This is a genomic window from Pseudorhizobium marinum, assembly GCF_000705355.1.
Taxonomy (GTDB): Bacteria; Pseudomonadota; Alphaproteobacteria; order Rhizobiales; family Rhizobiaceae; genus Neorhizobium; species Neorhizobium pelagicum.
The window spans coordinates 144,596-160,393 of the sequence record NZ_JMQK01000004.1 but is presented as its reverse complement, the minus strand read 5'-3'; the positions used below and the strand labels follow the sequence as shown (position 1 = coordinate 160,393).

At 65.3% G+C, this 15,798-nt stretch carries 15 protein-coding genes; 9 read left to right on the top strand and 6 right to left on the bottom strand.

Annotated features, from left to right (window positions below; translation table 11 throughout):
* Nucleotides 1-12: 12 nt before the first annotated feature.
* The 3 genes from EO99_RS0106385 (at nucleotide 13) to EO99_RS0106375 (ending at nucleotide 3,015) form a co-directional block, all read left to right on the top strand.
* Nucleotides 13-1,128, top strand: coding sequence for a C4-dicarboxylate TRAP transporter substrate-binding protein (locus EO99_RS0106385; protein WP_029617811.1), 1,116 nt, complete (start codon nucleotides 13-15; stop codon nucleotides 1,126-1,128).
* Between the two features lie 67 nt (nucleotides 1,129-1,195).
* Nucleotides 1,196-1,711, top strand: coding sequence for a TRAP transporter small permease (locus tag EO99_RS0106380; protein ID WP_029617810.1), 516 nt, complete (start codon nucleotides 1,196-1,198; stop codon nucleotides 1,709-1,711).
* Nucleotides 1,708-3,015, top strand: a complete 1,308-nt coding sequence (locus tag EO99_RS0106375) for a TRAP transporter large permease (RefSeq protein ID WP_029617809.1) — start codon at nucleotides 1,708-1,710, stop codon at nucleotides 3,013-3,015. Before EO99_RS0106380 ends, EO99_RS0106375 begins: the two co-directional genes overlap by 4 nt.
* A gap of 26 nt (nucleotides 3,016-3,041) precedes the next feature.
* Here the strand turns inward: EO99_RS0106375 and EO99_RS0106370 are convergent, their stop codons facing one another.
* Complete coding sequence (locus EO99_RS0106370; protein ID WP_156034657.1) at nucleotides 3,042-3,563, bottom strand: MarR family winged helix-turn-helix transcriptional regulator; 522 nt, start codon at nucleotides 3,561-3,563, stop codon at nucleotides 3,042-3,044.
* Nucleotides 3,564-3,731: 168 nt separating this feature from the next.
* Between EO99_RS0106370 and EO99_RS0106365 the strand changes: the two genes are divergently transcribed.
* The 6 genes from EO99_RS0106365 to EO99_RS0106340 are packed head-to-tail and all read left to right on the top strand — an operon-like array spanning nucleotide 3,732 to nucleotide 11,255.
* On the top strand, nucleotides 3,732-6,044 hold the full coding sequence (locus tag EO99_RS0106365; RefSeq protein ID WP_029617807.1) for a bifunctional salicylyl-CoA 5-hydroxylase/oxidoreductase: 2,313 nt from the start codon (nucleotides 3,732-3,734) through the stop codon (nucleotides 6,042-6,044).
* Nucleotides 6,045-6,054: 10 nt separating this feature from the next.
* The gene (locus tag EO99_RS0106360; protein ID WP_029617806.1) at nucleotides 6,055-6,843 is read left to right on the top strand and encodes an SDR family NAD(P)-dependent oxidoreductase; all 789 of its coding nucleotides are present in this window, start codon (nucleotides 6,055-6,057) and stop codon (nucleotides 6,841-6,843) included.
* Entirely contained in the window at nucleotides 6,840-7,685 is an 846-nt protein-coding gene (locus tag EO99_RS0106355) for an enoyl-CoA hydratase family protein (protein ID WP_029617805.1), read from the top strand. The genes EO99_RS0106360 and EO99_RS0106355 overlap by 4 nt, the downstream gene beginning before the upstream one ends.
* A 1-nt stretch (nucleotide 7,686) precedes the next feature.
* Nucleotides 7,687-8,886: an acyl-CoA dehydrogenase family protein gene (locus tag EO99_RS0106350; RefSeq protein WP_029617804.1), complete on the top strand. Its 1,200-nt coding sequence runs from the start codon at nucleotides 7,687-7,689 to the stop codon at nucleotides 8,884-8,886.
* On the top strand, nucleotides 8,879-9,274 hold the full coding sequence (locus EO99_RS0106345; protein WP_029617803.1) for a RidA family protein: 396 nt from the start codon (nucleotides 8,879-8,881) through the stop codon (nucleotides 9,272-9,274). The genes EO99_RS0106350 and EO99_RS0106345 overlap by 8 nt, the downstream gene beginning before the upstream one ends.
* A 4-nt stretch (nucleotides 9,275-9,278) precedes the next feature.
* Nucleotides 9,279-11,255 (top strand): 3-hydroxyacyl-CoA dehydrogenase NAD-binding domain-containing protein, encoded by a 1,977-nt coding sequence (locus EO99_RS0106340; RefSeq protein WP_029617802.1) that lies wholly within the window; start codon nucleotides 9,279-9,281, stop codon nucleotides 11,253-11,255.
* Here EO99_RS0106340 and EO99_RS0106335 read toward each other — a convergent pair.
* From EO99_RS0106335 to EO99_RS0106315, 5 genes are read right to left on the bottom strand one after another with little or no spacing between them, the layout of a single operon-like run.
* Nucleotides 11,240-11,926, bottom strand: coding sequence for an ABC transporter ATP-binding protein (locus EO99_RS0106335; protein ID WP_210165072.1), 687 nt, complete (start codon nucleotides 11,924-11,926; stop codon nucleotides 11,240-11,242). The genes EO99_RS0106340 and EO99_RS0106335 overlap by 16 nt on opposite strands.
* A complete protein-coding gene (locus tag EO99_RS0106330; protein WP_029617800.1) occupies nucleotides 11,923-12,672 on the bottom strand; it encodes an ABC transporter ATP-binding protein in 750 nt (249 codons plus the stop codon). Before EO99_RS0106330 ends, EO99_RS0106335 begins: the two co-directional genes overlap by 4 nt.
* Nucleotides 12,665-13,639, bottom strand: a complete 975-nt coding sequence (locus EO99_RS0106325; protein WP_037111189.1) for a branched-chain amino acid ABC transporter permease — start codon at nucleotides 13,637-13,639, stop codon at nucleotides 12,665-12,667. The genes EO99_RS0106330 and EO99_RS0106325 overlap by 8 nt, the downstream gene beginning before the upstream one ends.
* Nucleotides 13,640-13,646: 7 nt before the next feature.
* Nucleotides 13,647-14,570, bottom strand: coding sequence for a branched-chain amino acid ABC transporter permease (locus tag EO99_RS0106320; protein WP_029617798.1), 924 nt, complete (start codon nucleotides 14,568-14,570; stop codon nucleotides 13,647-13,649).
* Nucleotides 14,571-14,579: 9 nt separating this feature from the next.
* Nucleotides 14,580-15,719 (bottom strand): ABC transporter substrate-binding protein, encoded by a 1,140-nt coding sequence (locus EO99_RS0106315; protein ID WP_029617797.1) that lies wholly within the window; start codon nucleotides 15,717-15,719, stop codon nucleotides 14,580-14,582.
* Nucleotides 15,720-15,798 lie beyond the last annotated feature (79 nt).

Sequence of the window (15,798 nt, the reverse complement as noted above, 5' to 3'; positions counted from 1 at the left end):
GAGGAAATGAACATGAAATATGTGTTGTCCATGATGGTCGGACTTGCGGCGCTTGCCGCAACCACCGCCGACGCCCGCGAACTGCGCATCGCACCCGGCGCCCCGCCGGCGCATCCCTCGCACAGCCACCTGTATTCGAAGCTGGCCGAAATCCTGCCTGAGGTTTCGGATGGCAAATTGACGGCTCAGATCCTCGGCCCCGAGGTCGTCGGTCTGGGTCAGATGAAGGACGGCCTGCAAAGCCAGCTCGTGGAGGTCGGCAACCTGCTGCCGCTCTACTTCCCGGCTGATCTGCCGAACATGTCGCTGGCGGGCGAGCTTGCCCTCTCCGGCCGCGAACCGCATGCCATGGCCGCGGCCATGACGGAATACATGGTGACCTGCGACACCTGCCAGCAGGAGATGAAGAAGTTCGGCGTCACTTATCTTGGCTCCGGATCGTCAGACGTCTACGCGCTGCTGACGAAGAAACCGGTGCGCACGGCCGAAGACGTCAAGGGGCTGCGCCTGCGCAGCGGCGGCGCGCCCTTCTCGCGCTGGGCGGAGCATTTCGGCGCCGTACCGGCCAACATCGGCGTTGGCGATACCTTCGAATCGATGTCGCAGGGCGTCATCGATGGCTCGATGGCCTCGATCGGCGATCTCCTGTCGTTCCGGCTGGTCGAGCTCGTCACCAACATCACCTTCGTGCCGCTGGGCACCTACCACGCGACCTCCGACTTCACGGTGGCAAACGTCGCCTGGGAATCGCTAAGTGCGGAAGAGCGCAAGCAGCTGGCGACCGCCGCCAACCGGGCCAATGTCATCTTTACGCAAAGATGGGGTTACGACATGGCCGCCGAGGCGAAGGCTGCCGCGGAAAAGGCGGGCATCGAATTCATCGAACCCGATGCTGCCTTCGTCCAGGCAGCCGAGGAGTTTGCTGAAGCCGACAAGGAGACGGCCGCCAAGGTCTCGCAGGAACGGTTCGGCTTCGAGGATGCTGCCGAACGCGTGGCGCGTTTCGCCGGCCTCGTCGACAAGTGGAACGGCATCGTCAAGGAGGCCGGTGGCAATCCTGATGCCATCGCCAAGCGCCTCGACGAGGAAGTCTGGAGCAAGGTCGATTTCGCGACCTACGGCATGTGAGGCAAGGGGCCTGCGGGCATCGTCCGCAGGCCCTGCCTGGCTTGAACACTGCGCAACGGGTTCGTCCATGTCCTATATTTCCGGTCTAGCCGATAAGCTCTCGCGGATGCTGGCCTTCGTCGCGGCCATCGGCGTGCTTGCCATGATGATCCACGTCTGCGCCGACATCCTCTCGCGCGTGCTGACGGGTGCCTCGCTGCCCGCCACAGTCGAGATGGTGTCCTACTACTACATGCTCCTGGTCGCCTTCCTGCCGCTGGCCTGGGTGGAACGCAGGGGCGGCATGATTTCCGTCGAACTGCTCGACTTCATGCTGTCGCCACGCATGCGCCGTGTCTCCGATCTGCTGATCGCCGCCCTCGGCGTCGTGATCTATGCGGTGATGGCCTATGCCAGCTGGCTGACGGCCGTGAGGAACTACGAGACCGGCACCTTCGTCGTTGCACTACAGACCAAGATCATCACCTGGCCCGGCTACTTCCTGCCGCCGGCCGGCTTCGCACTGGCTGCAATCATCGTCACCGTGCGCCTTCTTCAGATCATCACCGGCAACGAAGAGCCGGCGCGGGAGCATCAGGCATGAGCGTAGACGTCGGTCTCTATGGTGTCGGCATCCTGCTGCTGCTGCTCCTGCTGCGCGTGCCTGTGGCGCTCGCCATGATCACCGTCTCCTTCGGCGGGATCGCCATGCTTCTCGGCTTCCAGCCGGCCCTCGGCATCGTCACCTCGACCCCTTACAGCTTTGTGGCCAGCTGGACGATGAGCGCGGTGCCTATGTTCCTGCTGATGGGCTTCATCGCCTTCCATGCGGGCCTGACCACCAGTCTCTTCGATGCAGCCAAGGCGATCCTCTGGCGGGTGCCTGGCGGGCTGGCGATCTCCTCGATCTTTGCCTGCACGGGCTTTGCCAGCGTCTCCGGATCGTCGATTGCCTGCGCTGCGGCCATGGGACGGATCGCGATCCCCGAGATGGTCGCTGCCGGCTACCGCCCGAGTTTCGCGGCCGGCGCCATCGCCGCAGGAGGCACGATCGGCGCACTGATCCCGCCGTCGATCCTGATGATCGTCTACGGCGTCTTCGCGGAAACCTCGATCACCCAGGTCTTCGTCGGCGGCATCGGCGTCGGCATCCTTACCGCTTTCTCCTACTGCCTCATTGTTTTCGGCTACTGCTGGCTGCGGCCGGACATCGTGCCACGCCACCTGGCGGCCGGCTTTGCCGATGCCGGAGGGCTGCCGGCGATCCTGCGGATCTGGCCGATCGCCATCCTCGTCCTGCTCGTCTTCGGTGGCTTGTTCTCCGGGTACTTTACGGCGACCGAAGCCGGCGCGGTGGGCGCAGGTGGCGCCATTCTCTTGTCGGCCGTCACCGGCAAGCTGACGCTGCAGGTGATGCGCGTCTCGCTTCTGGAGACCCTGGTCACCTGTGCATCGCTGTTCATCATAGGCATCGGCGCCTCGATGTTCACCCGCTTTCTGGGCATCACCGGCCTCTCCTCCTTCATCGGCTCCTTTGTCGCCGGCGCGGACCTCGGCTACGTCGAACTGATGACGATCATCGTGGCGATCTACCTGGTCCTGGGGATGTTCATGGAGCCCTTCGGCGCCCTGCTGGTGACGCTTCCCGTATTGCTTCCGGTCCTCAAGGCGGAGGGCATCAGCCTGGTCTGGTTCGGGGTCTTCGTGGTCAAGATGCTGGAAATCGGAATGATCACGCCACCGGTGGGGCTGAATGTCTTCGTCATCAAGAACGTGGCGTCGCGCTATGTCAGCGTCGTCCAGGTGTTCAGGGGCGTGGTCCCCTTCATCCTCGCCGACCTCGTGGTGATCATCCTCACCATCGCCTTCCCCGCCATCGTCCTCAGCCTGCCGCAGCTCGTGTTCTGAGCGACGCAGACGGTTTCGGGTCTAGGCTATTCGACGTCTGCACCGGACAGGTGGTTGCTGGCGGAGGTCTTGACCCGCCCGATGTCCGACCAGAGCGCATCCACCGTCTCGGCATCGAGATCCGCGAAAAGCTCGCGCAGCCAGCCCTCGTGCGCCGCTGCCATGGCCGTGAAGAGTTCGGTTCCCGCCGGCGTCAGCTGCGCGACGGTGACCCGCCGGTCCTTGTCCGGCGTCACCCGCCTGACGAGCCCGTCCGTCTCCAGCCGCTCCACAAGACCCGTGACATTGCCGTTGGTGACCATGGTCCGCTTGGAAAGCTCGCCAAGCCGCAAACCGTCCGTCTCCCGATAGAGCTGCGCCATCAGGTCGAACTGCGGCAGGGTCGCGCCGAACTCGGCGCGAAGACGGCGACGGATTTCCGTGGTGATGAGTTTGGTCGTGGACAGCATGCGCAACCACAGCCGGGTCTCCGGCTTGTTGCGTCCGCTGGGACCATGCACGATCATTTCCAGATCGCCGCTGGCCGATTGGCTGTCGGTGATATCCATCCGCACTTTCATCCTCCACCTCAAGGAACAACTACGAAGCACAATTTGAAATGTCAAAGGATCGCTGGCTTGCAACTGCCCTCACCCGAAAAAGCGCTTGACGCTCCTCGGAGCGTTTATATAGTTTAAACTTAAAATAATAAGACGGGAACTGAGGAGGATTGCTTCATGCGCATCGTCTGCATCGGCGGCGGACCGGCCGGGCTCTATTTCGCGCTTCTGATGAAGAAGCAGCATCCGGAGCATCAGATCTCCGTGGTGGAGCGAAACCGGGCCTATGACACCTTCGGCTGGGGCGTCGTGTTTTCCGACGCCACCATGCAGGCCATGCGCGCCTGGGATCCCGAGAGCGCCGCCGAAATCGAGGACGCCTTCAATCACTGGGACGACATCGAGGTCTGGTTCAAGGGCACCCGCCAGCGCACCTCCGGCCACGGCTTCGTCGGCATCGGGCGCAAGAAGCTCCTCAACATCCTGCAGCGCCGCTGCGAAACGCTGGGTGTCGAACTCGTCTTCGAAACCGATGTCGCCAGCGATCTCGACTACCCGGACGCCGATCTCGTCATCGCGTCGGATGGCTTCAACTCGAAGATCCGCAACCGCTATGCGGAAGTCTTTCAGCCCGATCTCGTGACGCGGCCCAACCGCTACATCTGGCTTGGCACCAACAAGCTCTACGACGCCTTCACCTTCGATTTCCGCAAGACCGATCACGGCTGGTTTCAGGCCCACATCTACAAGTTCGACGAGAATACCTCGACCTTCATCGTCGAGACGACGGAGGAAGCCTACGAGAAGCATCAGCTCGGCCAGATGGACCAGCAGGGCTCCATCGACTTCTGCCAGACCCTCTTCTCCGAGGTGCTCGACGGTGCGGAGCTGATGACCAATGCGCGGCATCTGCGCGGCTCGGCCTGGCTCAACTTCAATCGCCTGATCTGCGGCAAGTGGAGCCATTTCAACGGGAAGTCGCATGTTGTGCTGATGGGCGATGCCGCCCACACCGCCCATTTCGCCATCGGCTCCGGCACCAAGCTGGCAATCGACGACGCCATCGAACTCGCCAATCAGTTCAACAAGCACGGCCACACCCGCGACCAGATCCCGGCGGTCCTTGAGACCTACGAAGAGATCCGCCGCGTCGACGTTGCCCGCATCCAGAATGCCGCCCGCAATGCGATGGAATGGTTCGAGGTGGTGGGTCAGCGCTACGCCGACACGCTGCCGCCCGAGCAGTTCATGTACTCCATGCTGACCCGCTCGCAGCGCATCAGCCACGAGAACCTGCGCCTGCGCGACAAGGCATGGCTCGAAGGCTACGAACGCTGGTTCGCCGCCGAGGCCGGCGTCGAGCCGAATGCCAAGGGCAAGGTGCCGCCGCCGATGTTCACGCCCTATACGCTGCGCGGCGTGACGCTGAAGAACCGCATCGTCATGTCGCCCATGGCCATGTATTCCGCAACTGACGGCCTGATCGGCGACTTCCATCTCGTGCATCTCGGCGCCCGCGCACTCGGCGGCGCTGGCCTGATCTTCGGCGAGATGACCTGTGTCTCGCCGGACGCGCGCATCACCCCCGGCTGTCTCGGCCTCTGGAACGATGAGCAGGCGGCGGGCTGGAAGCGCTTCGTCGACTTCACCCATTCCAACAGCACCGCCAAGGTCGGCATCCAGCTTGGCCACGCTGGCCGCAAGGGCGCCACGAAACGCGCCTGGGACGGCATGGATCAGCCGCTTGAAGACGGCGGCTGGCCGCTGATTTCGGCTTCGGCGCTGCCCTATCTGAAGCACAGTCAGGTCCCCAAGGCCATGGACCGCGCCGACATGGATCGGGTGAAGGCAGACTTCGTGCGTGCGACCGAGCTTGCCGCCAGTGCCGGAGCCGACTGGCTGGAACTGCACTGCGCCCACGGCTATCTGCTGTCGAGCTTCCTGTCGCCGCTGACCAACCATCGCACCGACGCGTACGGCGGCAGCCACGAGAACCGCGCCCGCTATCCGCTCGAGGTGTTCCGTGCCATCCGCGCCGTCTGGCCGGAGGACAAGCCGATCTCTGTGCGCCTCTCCTGCCACGACTGGTTCGAAGGCGGCAACACGCCGGAAGACGCGGCGATCTTCGCGCGGATGTTCAAGGAGGCGGGTGCCGACATGATCGACTGCTCGTCGGGCCAGGTCTGGAAGGAGGAGAAACCGGTCTACGGCCGCCTCTTCCAGACGCCCTTCTCCGACAAGATCCGCAACGAGGTCGGCATTCCCACCATGGCCGTGGGCGCCATCTCCGAGGCCGATCACGCCAACTCGGTGATCGCGGCCGGCCGCGCCGATCTCTGCGCCGTCGCCCGGCCGCATCTCGCCGATCCGGCCTGGGTGCTGCACGAAGCTGCCCGCATCGGTCTCACCGACATTGCCTGGCCGAAGCAGTATTATTCCGGCAAGCAGCAGTACGAGACCAACCTGGCGCGCACGGCTCCAGCAAAGTGAGGATCGGTTGATGGACGGCAACAGGAAGCTGGAAGGACGCCACGCGCTGGTGACCGGTGCCGGCAGCGGCATCGGCTCGGCCATCGCGGTGGCGCTCGCTGGGGCAGGCGCCCGCGTCACGCTGGCCGGTCGCCGCGCGACGCCGCTCGAAGCGCTGGCGGCGCAGATCGGTTCCTCGGCGCAGGTTGCGGCCGGCTTCGACGTCGCCGACGCGACGGCCATCGGCGACGGCGTAGCCAAAGCCCGCGCCGCCTTCGGTTCGATCGATATCCTCGTCAACAATGCCGGCGAAGCACCGACAGCACCCTTCGAGAAGACCTCGCTGGAGGTCTGGAACCACGTGCTTGCGGTGGATCTGACCGGCGTCTTCCTGGTCACGCAGGCGGCCCTTGGCGATCTGAAGGCGCGTGGGCCTGGCGCGCGCATCATCAATGTCGCGTCCACCGCCGGCCTCACCGGCTATGCCTATGTTTCGGCGTACACCGCCGCCAAGCACGGTGTGATCGGCCTGACGCGATCACTGGCGCTGGAACTGGTGAAGACAGGCATCACCGTCAACGCGGTCTGCCCGGGTTTTACGGATACGCCGATGATTGCGCAGGCGATCAAGACGATCATGACGAAGACCGGACGCAGCCACGAGGAGGCGGCCTCCGCCTTCACCAAAAACAATCCGCAGGGGCGGCTGATCACGCCGGAGGAAGTGGCAGACGCCGTTCTCTGGCTGGCGTCGCCCGGCGCGAGCTCGATCAACGGCCAGGCGATCGCCATCGCCGGCGGGGAGGTACTGGCAGGATGAGCACGGTTTCGATGGCAGGTCATCTGCGCCCCTTCAAGGACTATCAGGCACGACACTTTCTCTGGGAGGTGAGCGAGGACGGCCGCGTCGCAACGATCCGGCTGAACCGTCCGGAGCGCAAGAACCCGCTGACCTTTGAAAGCTACGCCGAACTACGCGACCTCTTTCGCGATCTCGCCTATGCATCCGATGTCCGGGCCGTGGTCCTGACCGGCGCCGGCGGCAATTTCTCCTCCGGCGGCGATGTCTTCGAGATCATCGAGGCCTTGACGCAGATGGCCATGCCGGACCTCCTCGCCTTCACCCGGATGACGGGCGACCTCGTCAAGGCGATGAAGAAATGCCCGCAGCCGATTATTGCGGCGATCGACGGCATCTGCGCCGGCGCCGGCGCCATCCTCGCCATGGCCTCCGACATGCGGCTTGCGACACCCGAGGCAAAGACCGCCTTCCTCTTCACCCGCGTCGGACTGGCGGGCGCCGACATGGGCGCCTGCGGGATCCTGCCGCGCATCATCGGACAGGGCCGCGCTGCAGAACTTCTGTTCACCGGCCGCTCGATGAGCGCTGAGGAAGGCCACGCCTGGGGCTTCTACAATGCCCTGCACCCCGCCGAGGCCGTCGAGGCGGAAGCCGGCAAGCTTGCCCATTCGCTGGCCGACGGACCGTGGTTCGCGCACACGATGACGAAGACCATGCTGAACCAGGAATGGGCCATGGGTCTCGACGAGATGATCGAATCCGAGGCGCAGGCCCAGGCCGTCTGCATGGCCACCAGGGACTTCCGCCGCGCCTTCGAGGCCTTCGCCGAAAAGCGCAAGCCCGTCTTTGAGGGGAACTGACATGGCGGCGCAGACCCCGCTTGCCGGACCGACCCGCGAGCATCTCGACTGGCCTTTCTTTGATGCAAGCCACCGCGCGCTTGCGGAGAAACTCGACGCTCATGCCGCATCGGGCGCCCTCTCCGGCATCGACCATGACGATACTGATCGCGCCTGCCGCGCCCTCGTTCGATCACTGGGCGACGCCGGACTGCTGGACGCCGCGACGGGTGCCGGCGGCACGGTGCCGATCGATTCCCGCGCCGTCTGCCTGACCCGCGAGACGCTCGCCTGGCATGACGGGCTTGCCGATTTCGCCTTTGCCATGCAGGGGTTGGGGACCGGTGCCATCGGCCTTTCCGGATCCGAGACGCTGCGCCGCACGGTGCTGCCGAAGGCCCGATCCGGCGAGTGGATCTCCGCCTTTGCCCTCTCCGAACAGGAAGCCGGCTCCGATGTCGCGGCCATGACTTGCGCGGCCCGCCGGGATGGCGCCCATTATGTGCTCGACGGCGAGAAGACCTGGATCTCCAATGGCGGCATCGCCGATGTCTACACCGTATTTGCCCGCACCGGCGAGGCACCCGGAACACGCGGCATCGCCGCCTTCGTCGTCTATGCCGATGACCCAGGCTTCTCCATCGCCGAGCGCATCGACGTGATCGCGCCGCATCCGCTGGCGACCATCCGCTTTGAAAACTGCCGCATCCCCGCCGATCGGCTTCTCGGTGCTCCCGGCGAGGGCTTCAAGATCGCCATGCGCACCCTCGACATCTTCCGCGCTTCTGTGGCGGCCGCGGCGCTCGGCTTTGCCCGCCGCGCCATGGACGAAGCGCTGGCGCATGCCCGGAGCCGTCCGATGTTCGGTGCGACGCTTTCAGACCTGCAGCTGACGCAGGCAGCCTTCGGCGACATGGCGGCCGGTATCGATGCGGCGGCTCTTCTCACCTACCGCGCCGCCTGGCGGCGCGACGTCCAGGGCCTGCCGACCACCAAGGAGGCGGCCATGGCCAAGATGACGGCGACCGAAACGGCGCAGGCCGTCATCGACCGCGCCGTCCAGATGTTCGGTGGCCGGGGCGTGCAACGCGGGGAGATCGTCGAAAGCCTCTACCGCGAGATCCGGGCGCTGCGGATCTACGAGGGCGCCACCGAAGTCCAGAAACTCATCATCGCGCGCGAGCTGCTGAAGGCCGCGCCTCCGGAGAAGACGCATGCATGACATCCTTCAGCCCGAAGGCTGGGCAAAGCCGATCGGCTATTCCAACGGCGTCTCGGCCCGCGGTCGGCAGATCTATGTCGGCGGCCAGATCGGCTGGAACGGCCAGTGCCAGTTCGAAAGCGACGATTTCGTCGAACAGGTGCGCCAGACGCTGGAGAATGTCGTGGCCGTGCTGGCCGCCGGCGGCGCCGGACCGGAGCACGTCACCACCATGACCTGGTACTTCACCGACAAGGCGGAATATCTCGCCAACCTCAAGGGCATCGGTCGCGTCTACCGCGATGTCATGGGCCGGAATTTTCCGGCCATGGCGGCCATGCAGGTGGCGGCCCTCATAGAAGATCGGGCGAAGATCGAGATCCAGGCCATCGCCGTCGTGCCGGAGTAGACCGATGACGGACAGTGCGATCTCCTTCTCCGACAGCGTCCGCGGCGAGATCCGCCAGGACGTGCTGCTGGTGACCATCGACAATCCGCCGGTCAACGCGCTGTCCCGGGATGTCCGCGCCGGCCTGATGGCCGCGCTCGATCACGCGGCCGTATCCGAAAGCCTGCGTGGCATCGTCCTCACCGGAGCCGGAAAGACGTTCATCGGCGGCGCCGATATCAAGGAATTCGGCCAGCCGCCGGTCGCCCCTCTCCTGCCCGCCGTCATCGAACGGATCGAGTCCTTTGAGAAACCGGTGGTGGCGGCCATTCAGGGCGCAGCGCTCGGCGGCGGCCTGGAGGTGGCACTCGCCTGCCATCATCGCATCGCCTCGCCGGCTGCTCAACTGGGCTTGCCCGAAGTGAAGCTCGGCCTCGTTCCCGGCGCCGGCGGCACCCAGCGCCTGCCGCGCCTCATCGGCATCCCCGCGGCCATCGACCTCATCGGCACCGGCCGCAGCGTCAAGGCGGCGGAGGCGCTGTCGCTTGGCATCCTCGACGCGGTCACGGACGGGCATCCGCTGGAGGCAGCCATCATCGCCGCGCAGGAAGTGGCCAGCCGTCCCCTCCGCCGCACCGGTGAGCAAATCCTCCCGACCGCCGATCCTGCCGCGATCGAAACGGCACGGTCGAAGGTCCTCGCCAGGGCACGCGGCCAGCGGGCTCCGGCCGAAGCCGTGAGGCTTGTGGAAATGGCCGGACAACCGCTTGCCGAAGGCCTGGCCGACGAACGGGCAACCTTCCTGCGCCTGCGCGACAGCGCCGAGGCGGCAGCCCTGCGGCACGTCTTCTTTGCGGAACGCCAGGCATCGAAGGTCGAAGGCCTCAACGGCATCGAGCCGCGTCCGGTCGCCACGATCGGCATCGCTGGCCTCGGCCTGATGGGCAGCGGCATTGCCGTCGCAGCGCTTGCCGCCGGTTACAGCGTCATCGGCCTCGACCGCGACGAGACAGCAGCGGCGCAGGGCCGAGACCGCATCCTCGCCCTGCTCGACCGCGCCCTTGCGACCGGCCGAATGGACCAGGATGCCCGGGACAAGCAGGCGGAGCGGCTTGCCGTGTCGGCCCGCGACGAAGACCTCGGCCCGTGCGATCTCGTGATCGAAGCCGTGTTCGACGATGTCGAGGTGAAGGTCGATCTCTTTCGCCGGCTCGACCGCGTGCTGCGCGCCGACGCCGTGCTGGCCACCAACACCAGCTACCTGAACCCGGACGAGATCGCCGCGCGGACGCAATATCCGGAGCGCGTGCTCGGCCTGCATTTCTTCTCGCCGGCGCACGTCATGCGGCTCCTAGAAGTCGTCCGTTGCGCCAGGACGGCGCCGGACGTGCTGGCGACCGGACTTGCGGTGGCAAAGAGGCTGCGCAAGCTGGCGATCGTCACCGGCGTCACGGAAGGCTTTATCGGCAACCGCATCTTCTCCGCCTATCGCCGCGAGGCGGAATATCTCCTGGAGGACGGTGCGTTGCCGCAGGAGATCGATGCGGCGCTGGAGGATTACGGCTTCCCCATGGGCCTGTTTGCCGTCTACGACATGGCCGGGCTGGAGATCGCCTGGGCCCGCCGCAAGCGGCAGGCCGCGACGCGCGATCCCTCTGAACGCTATGTGGAGATCGCCGACCGGCTCTGCGAGGCGGGCCGTCTCGGCCAGAAGGCCGGCCGCGGCTGGTATGCCTATGCGGACGGGAGACGAGAGGTGGACCCGCAGGTTACCGCGATCATCGAGTCATGCCGGGCAGCCAAGGGCCTGACGCCGCGCCACTTCTCTGCCGCCGAAATCATCCAGCGCCTGCTCGCTGCCATGGCCGATGAAGGCCGCCTGCTTATCGAGGAAGGCATCGCCGCCCGCGAGAGCGACATCGATCTGGTGATGATCAACGGCTACGGCTTTCCGGCCCATAAGGGCGGGCCGATGTTTGCGGCGGCTCAGACGCCGAGATAGCGATCCTGCACGTCGGCGGTCAGCTCTGCAGACGTACCCTGCCACACGCTCTTGCCGTTTTCGAGGATGACGCAGCGGTCGGCGACCGGCAGCAGCTCCGACAGCGTCTTGTCGACCACCAGGATCGAAAGCCCCTCCGCCTTCAGCTTGCGGATCGCCGCCCAGATGTCCTGGCGGATGACCGGCGCCAGACCTTCCGTCGCCTCGTCGAGGATGAGGAGCCGCGGATTGGTCATCAGGGCACGGCCAATCGCCAGCATCTGCTGCTCGCCGCCCGACAGCGACCGCGCCATCTGCGCATGCCGCTCGGCGAGGCGCGGAAACAGCGCGTTGACCCGCTCCAGCGTCCAGGGTCCCGGACGGGCGGCGGCAACGAGGTTCTCGTGGACCGTCAGGTTGGGAAAGCAGCGGCGTCCTTCCGGCACGAGCCCGATACCGAGCTTGGCGACCCGGTGCGACGGCTTGCCCTTCAGATCGGTGCCGGCCAGCCGGACCGATCCGGCCCGCGGCGGGGTGAGATTGCAGATCGCCCGGATGGTGGTGGTCTTGCCCATGCCGTTGCGGCCCATCAGCGCCACCGCCTCGCCTTCCGCAACGGCGAGATCGACGCCGAACAGGGCCTGGCTTGCGCCATAGGAGGCTTCGATCTTTACAACATCGAGCAGCATCAGGCGTGGTCTCCCAGATAGGCCGTGCGAACGGCCGGATCGCTGCGGATCTCGTCCACCGTTCCGGTAGCGATCACCTTGCCGTAGACGAGCACGGAGATGCGGTCGGCGAGCGCGAACACCGCGTCCATGTCGTGTTCGACGAGCAGGATCGGCGCCTCCTGGCGCAGCCCGTCGAGGAAGCCCGTCAGCGATTTGGAGCCTTCCGGTCCCATGCCGGCCATCGGCTCATCGAGCAGAAAGGCTTTGGAGTTCAGCGCCAGGGCGATGGCGATCTCGAGCTTGCGCCGCTCGCCGTGCGAGAGTTCGGCGGCGGGAAGCCGGGCCCGGTCCTGCAGGCCGACCCGCTCCAGCATCGACATGGACGTATCGATCAGCGAGGCGTCACTCATCACCGGTTTGAAGAAGCGGAAGCTCGATCCCTGCTGCGCCTGCACCGCCAGCATGACATTGCGCAGGGCGGAGAATTCGGAGGCCAGCGAAGACACCTGGAAGGTCCGCCCCAGTCCGAGGCGCGAGCGCTCGGCAACGCCGAGATGACCGATGTCCTGGCCGACAAAGCGGATGGTGCCGGAATCCTGCCGGAGCGTGCCGCAGATCTGGTGGATCAGCGTCGACTTGCCGGCGCCGTTCGGGCCGATCAGGGCGTGAATCTCGCCGGGCCTCAGGTCGAGCGACACGCCGTCGGTCGCCCGCAATGCGCCGAAGGATTTCGAGAGGTCGGTGAGTTGCAGAACGGGATCAGCCATGACGTGCCTTTCCGGCCAGAAGCCCGAGCAGCCCGCCGCGCGCAAAGAGCACGGTGCCGAGCAGGATCAGGCCGAGGAAGAACTGCCAGCGTTCCGTCAGCCCGCCCAGCACATATTCGAAGATGACGAAGAGGGCGGCACCCGCCAGCGGGCCGAACAATCGCCCCGTGCCGCCGAGAATGATCAGCACGATCAGTTCTCCCGACATATGCCAGGACAGCATGGAGGGACTGACGAAGCGGTTGAGATCCGCAAACAGGGCGCCCGCAAGTCCGGTCATGGCGGCGGACAGCGCAAAGGCGGTCAACCGGATGCGATAGGGCGCGATGCCGACGGTGGCGACCCGCACCTCGTTCTGCCGCGCCGCCTGCAGCGCGGTGCCGAAGCGCGAGCTGCGGATCAGCACGAAGAGGCCGAGCGCCGCCATCAGCGCCACGTAGCAGATCAGGAAGAAGTTCACCGGCCGCATCGTGTTGATGCCGGGGAACTGGTTGCGCACCAGGATCGACAGCCCGTCCTCGCCACCATAGGCCGGCCAGGAGATGGCGAAATAATAGACCATCTGCGCGAAGGCGAGCGTGATCATGATGAAGTAGACGCCGGACGTCCGCAGGCTGATCGCTCCGATCAGCAGCCCTACCAGGCCGGCGGCGATCATGGCCACCAGCCAGATCACCGGCATCTGGTTCGTGCCGGACAGGCCGAAGAAGAGCGGATCGCCAGAGAAGCCGTGGGTGGCAAGGATGCCTGCCGCATAACCGCCGATGCCGAAGAAGGCCGCGTGCCCGAAGGAGACGAGCCCGCCGAGCCCGAGCGCGAGATTGAGCCCCGTGGCCGCAAGCGCCAGAATGGCGACGCGTGTGGCGAGCGTCACATAGAAGGGTTCGCCGTAGGCATTGGCGACGAGCGGCACTGCGAGCAACAACACGGCCAGCACGATATTGATGAGGCTTTCACGGCTCAGCATGGCGGCCTCACGCATGGGCTGCGGGGAAGAGCCCGCGCGGCTTGACGGCCAGGATCAGCGCCATCATCACGTAGATCAGCATGGAAGCCGCGGCGGCACCGATCATGCCGGCCTGTGACGGCGGCACGAAAAGCGAGAAGAGCTGCGGCAGCAGCAGGCGGCCCATGGTGTCAACGACGCCCACCAGGAGAGCACCGAGAAGCGCGCCCTTGATCGAGCCGATGCCGCCGATGACGATGACCACGAACGCAAGGATGAGAACCGGTTCGCCCATGCCGACCTGCACCGACTGCAGCGCGCCGACCATGGCGCCAGCAAGGCCCGCAAGGGCGGCCCCCAGCGCAAAGACGACGGTATAGAGCGTGCGGATGTCGACGCCGAGCGCCCCGATCATCTCGCGGTCGCTCTCGCCAGCGCGGATGCGCATGCCAAGCCGCGTCTTGCCGATCAGCAGATAGAGGCCGAGCGCCACCAGGGCGCCTGCAGCGATGATCGCCAGGCGATAGACGGGATATTGCGCGCCGCCGGGCAGCGCCACAGCGCCCTGAAGCAAGGGCGGAATGTCGAGATAGAGTGGGAAGGATCCGAACACCCAGCGCGTTCCTTCCGAGAAGATGAGGATCAGCGCGAAAGTCGCCAGCACCTGGTCGAGATGCTCCCGATCATAGAGCCTTCGGATGACGAGGAGTTCGATGATAGCTCCGGCCGCCGCCGCGCAGGCGAGGCTGGCGACAAGACCGAGCCAGAAGGACCCCGTCGCTGCCGCCACAGCCGCGCAGGCGAAGGCGCCCACCATGTAGAGAGAACCGTGTGCGAGATTGATCAGGCCCATGACGCCGAAGATCAGCGTCAGCCCGGCAGCCATGAGAAACAACATGACGCCGAGCTGAAGGCCATTGAGCAACTGCTCAAGAGCAAGTGCGAGTGTCACTGACTGGCCTTACATCTTGCAGTCTTTGGCATAGGCGTCTTCATGATCGTCGAAGATCTTCTCGACGGTCTTGTTGGTGAGAACGCCATCCGCACCCTTCACCACTTCCGTCAGGTAGATGTCCTGGATCGGATGCTGGTTGGTGTTGAACTTGAAGTCGCCGCGCGGCGACTGGATGTCCGCCTTGAGAAGCTCTGCACGGAACGCATCGGTATCCTTGACGTCGGCCTTGGCAGCCGCCGACAGGATCAGCTGCGCCGCATCATAGGCCTGGACGGCATAGATGGATGGCAGGCGGCCGTATTCAGCCTGGAAGTCGGCGAGGAACTTCTTGCTGACCTCCGTGTCGAAGTCCGGAGCCCACTGGCCGGAGGCCTTGGCGCCGAGCGCTGCGTCGCCGATGGCGGGAAGCACGTCCTGGCTGAAGGAGAAGCCAGGACCCATGACCGGGATCTCGACGCCCGACTGCGCATACTGCTTCATGAAGGCGATGCCCATGCCGCCCGGCAGGAAGGCGAACACGGCATCTGCGCCGGACGCGCGGATCTGGGCGATCTCGGCGGCATAGTCGGTCTGGCCGACCTGCGTGTAGACTTCCGAGGCCAGTTCACCCTTGTAGTAGCGCTTGAAGCCGGTCAGCGAATCCTTACCGGCCGGATAGTTCGGCGCCATGATGAAGATCTTCTTGTAGTCCTTGTTGGCGTATTCGCCCATGGCCTCGTGAAGATTGTCGTTCTGATAGGCGGCATTGAAGTAGAGCGGGTTGCAGTTTGCGCCGGCAAGGGCCGCGGGTGCCGCATTGGTGGACACGTAGAACTTGCCCTGGGCCACCGCGCTCGGGGCGACCGCCATCAGCAGGTTGGACCAGACGATGCCGGTCAGGATGTCGACCTGATCGCTCTGGATCATCTTGTCGGCGATCTGGACGGCCAGTTCCGGCTTCTGTCCGTCGTCTTCGGTGATGACTTCGATCTCGCTGTTGTCGGCCTGCTTGATGGCCAGCATGAAGCCGTCACGCGTATCGATGCCGAGGCCGGCACCGCCGCCCGAAAGCGTGGTGATCATCCCGATCTTGACGGGTTCGGCAAAGGCGAGGCCGGAAACGCTCATGCTGAGCGCAAGCGTGGCTGCAGAAACCAGTGTCTTCATTTTTTGAACTCCCAGTTGTTCTTGTCGTCCCAGTCCAGGCACGGACCCCTTGATCTCGCAGCCGGATATCCGGGTCGGC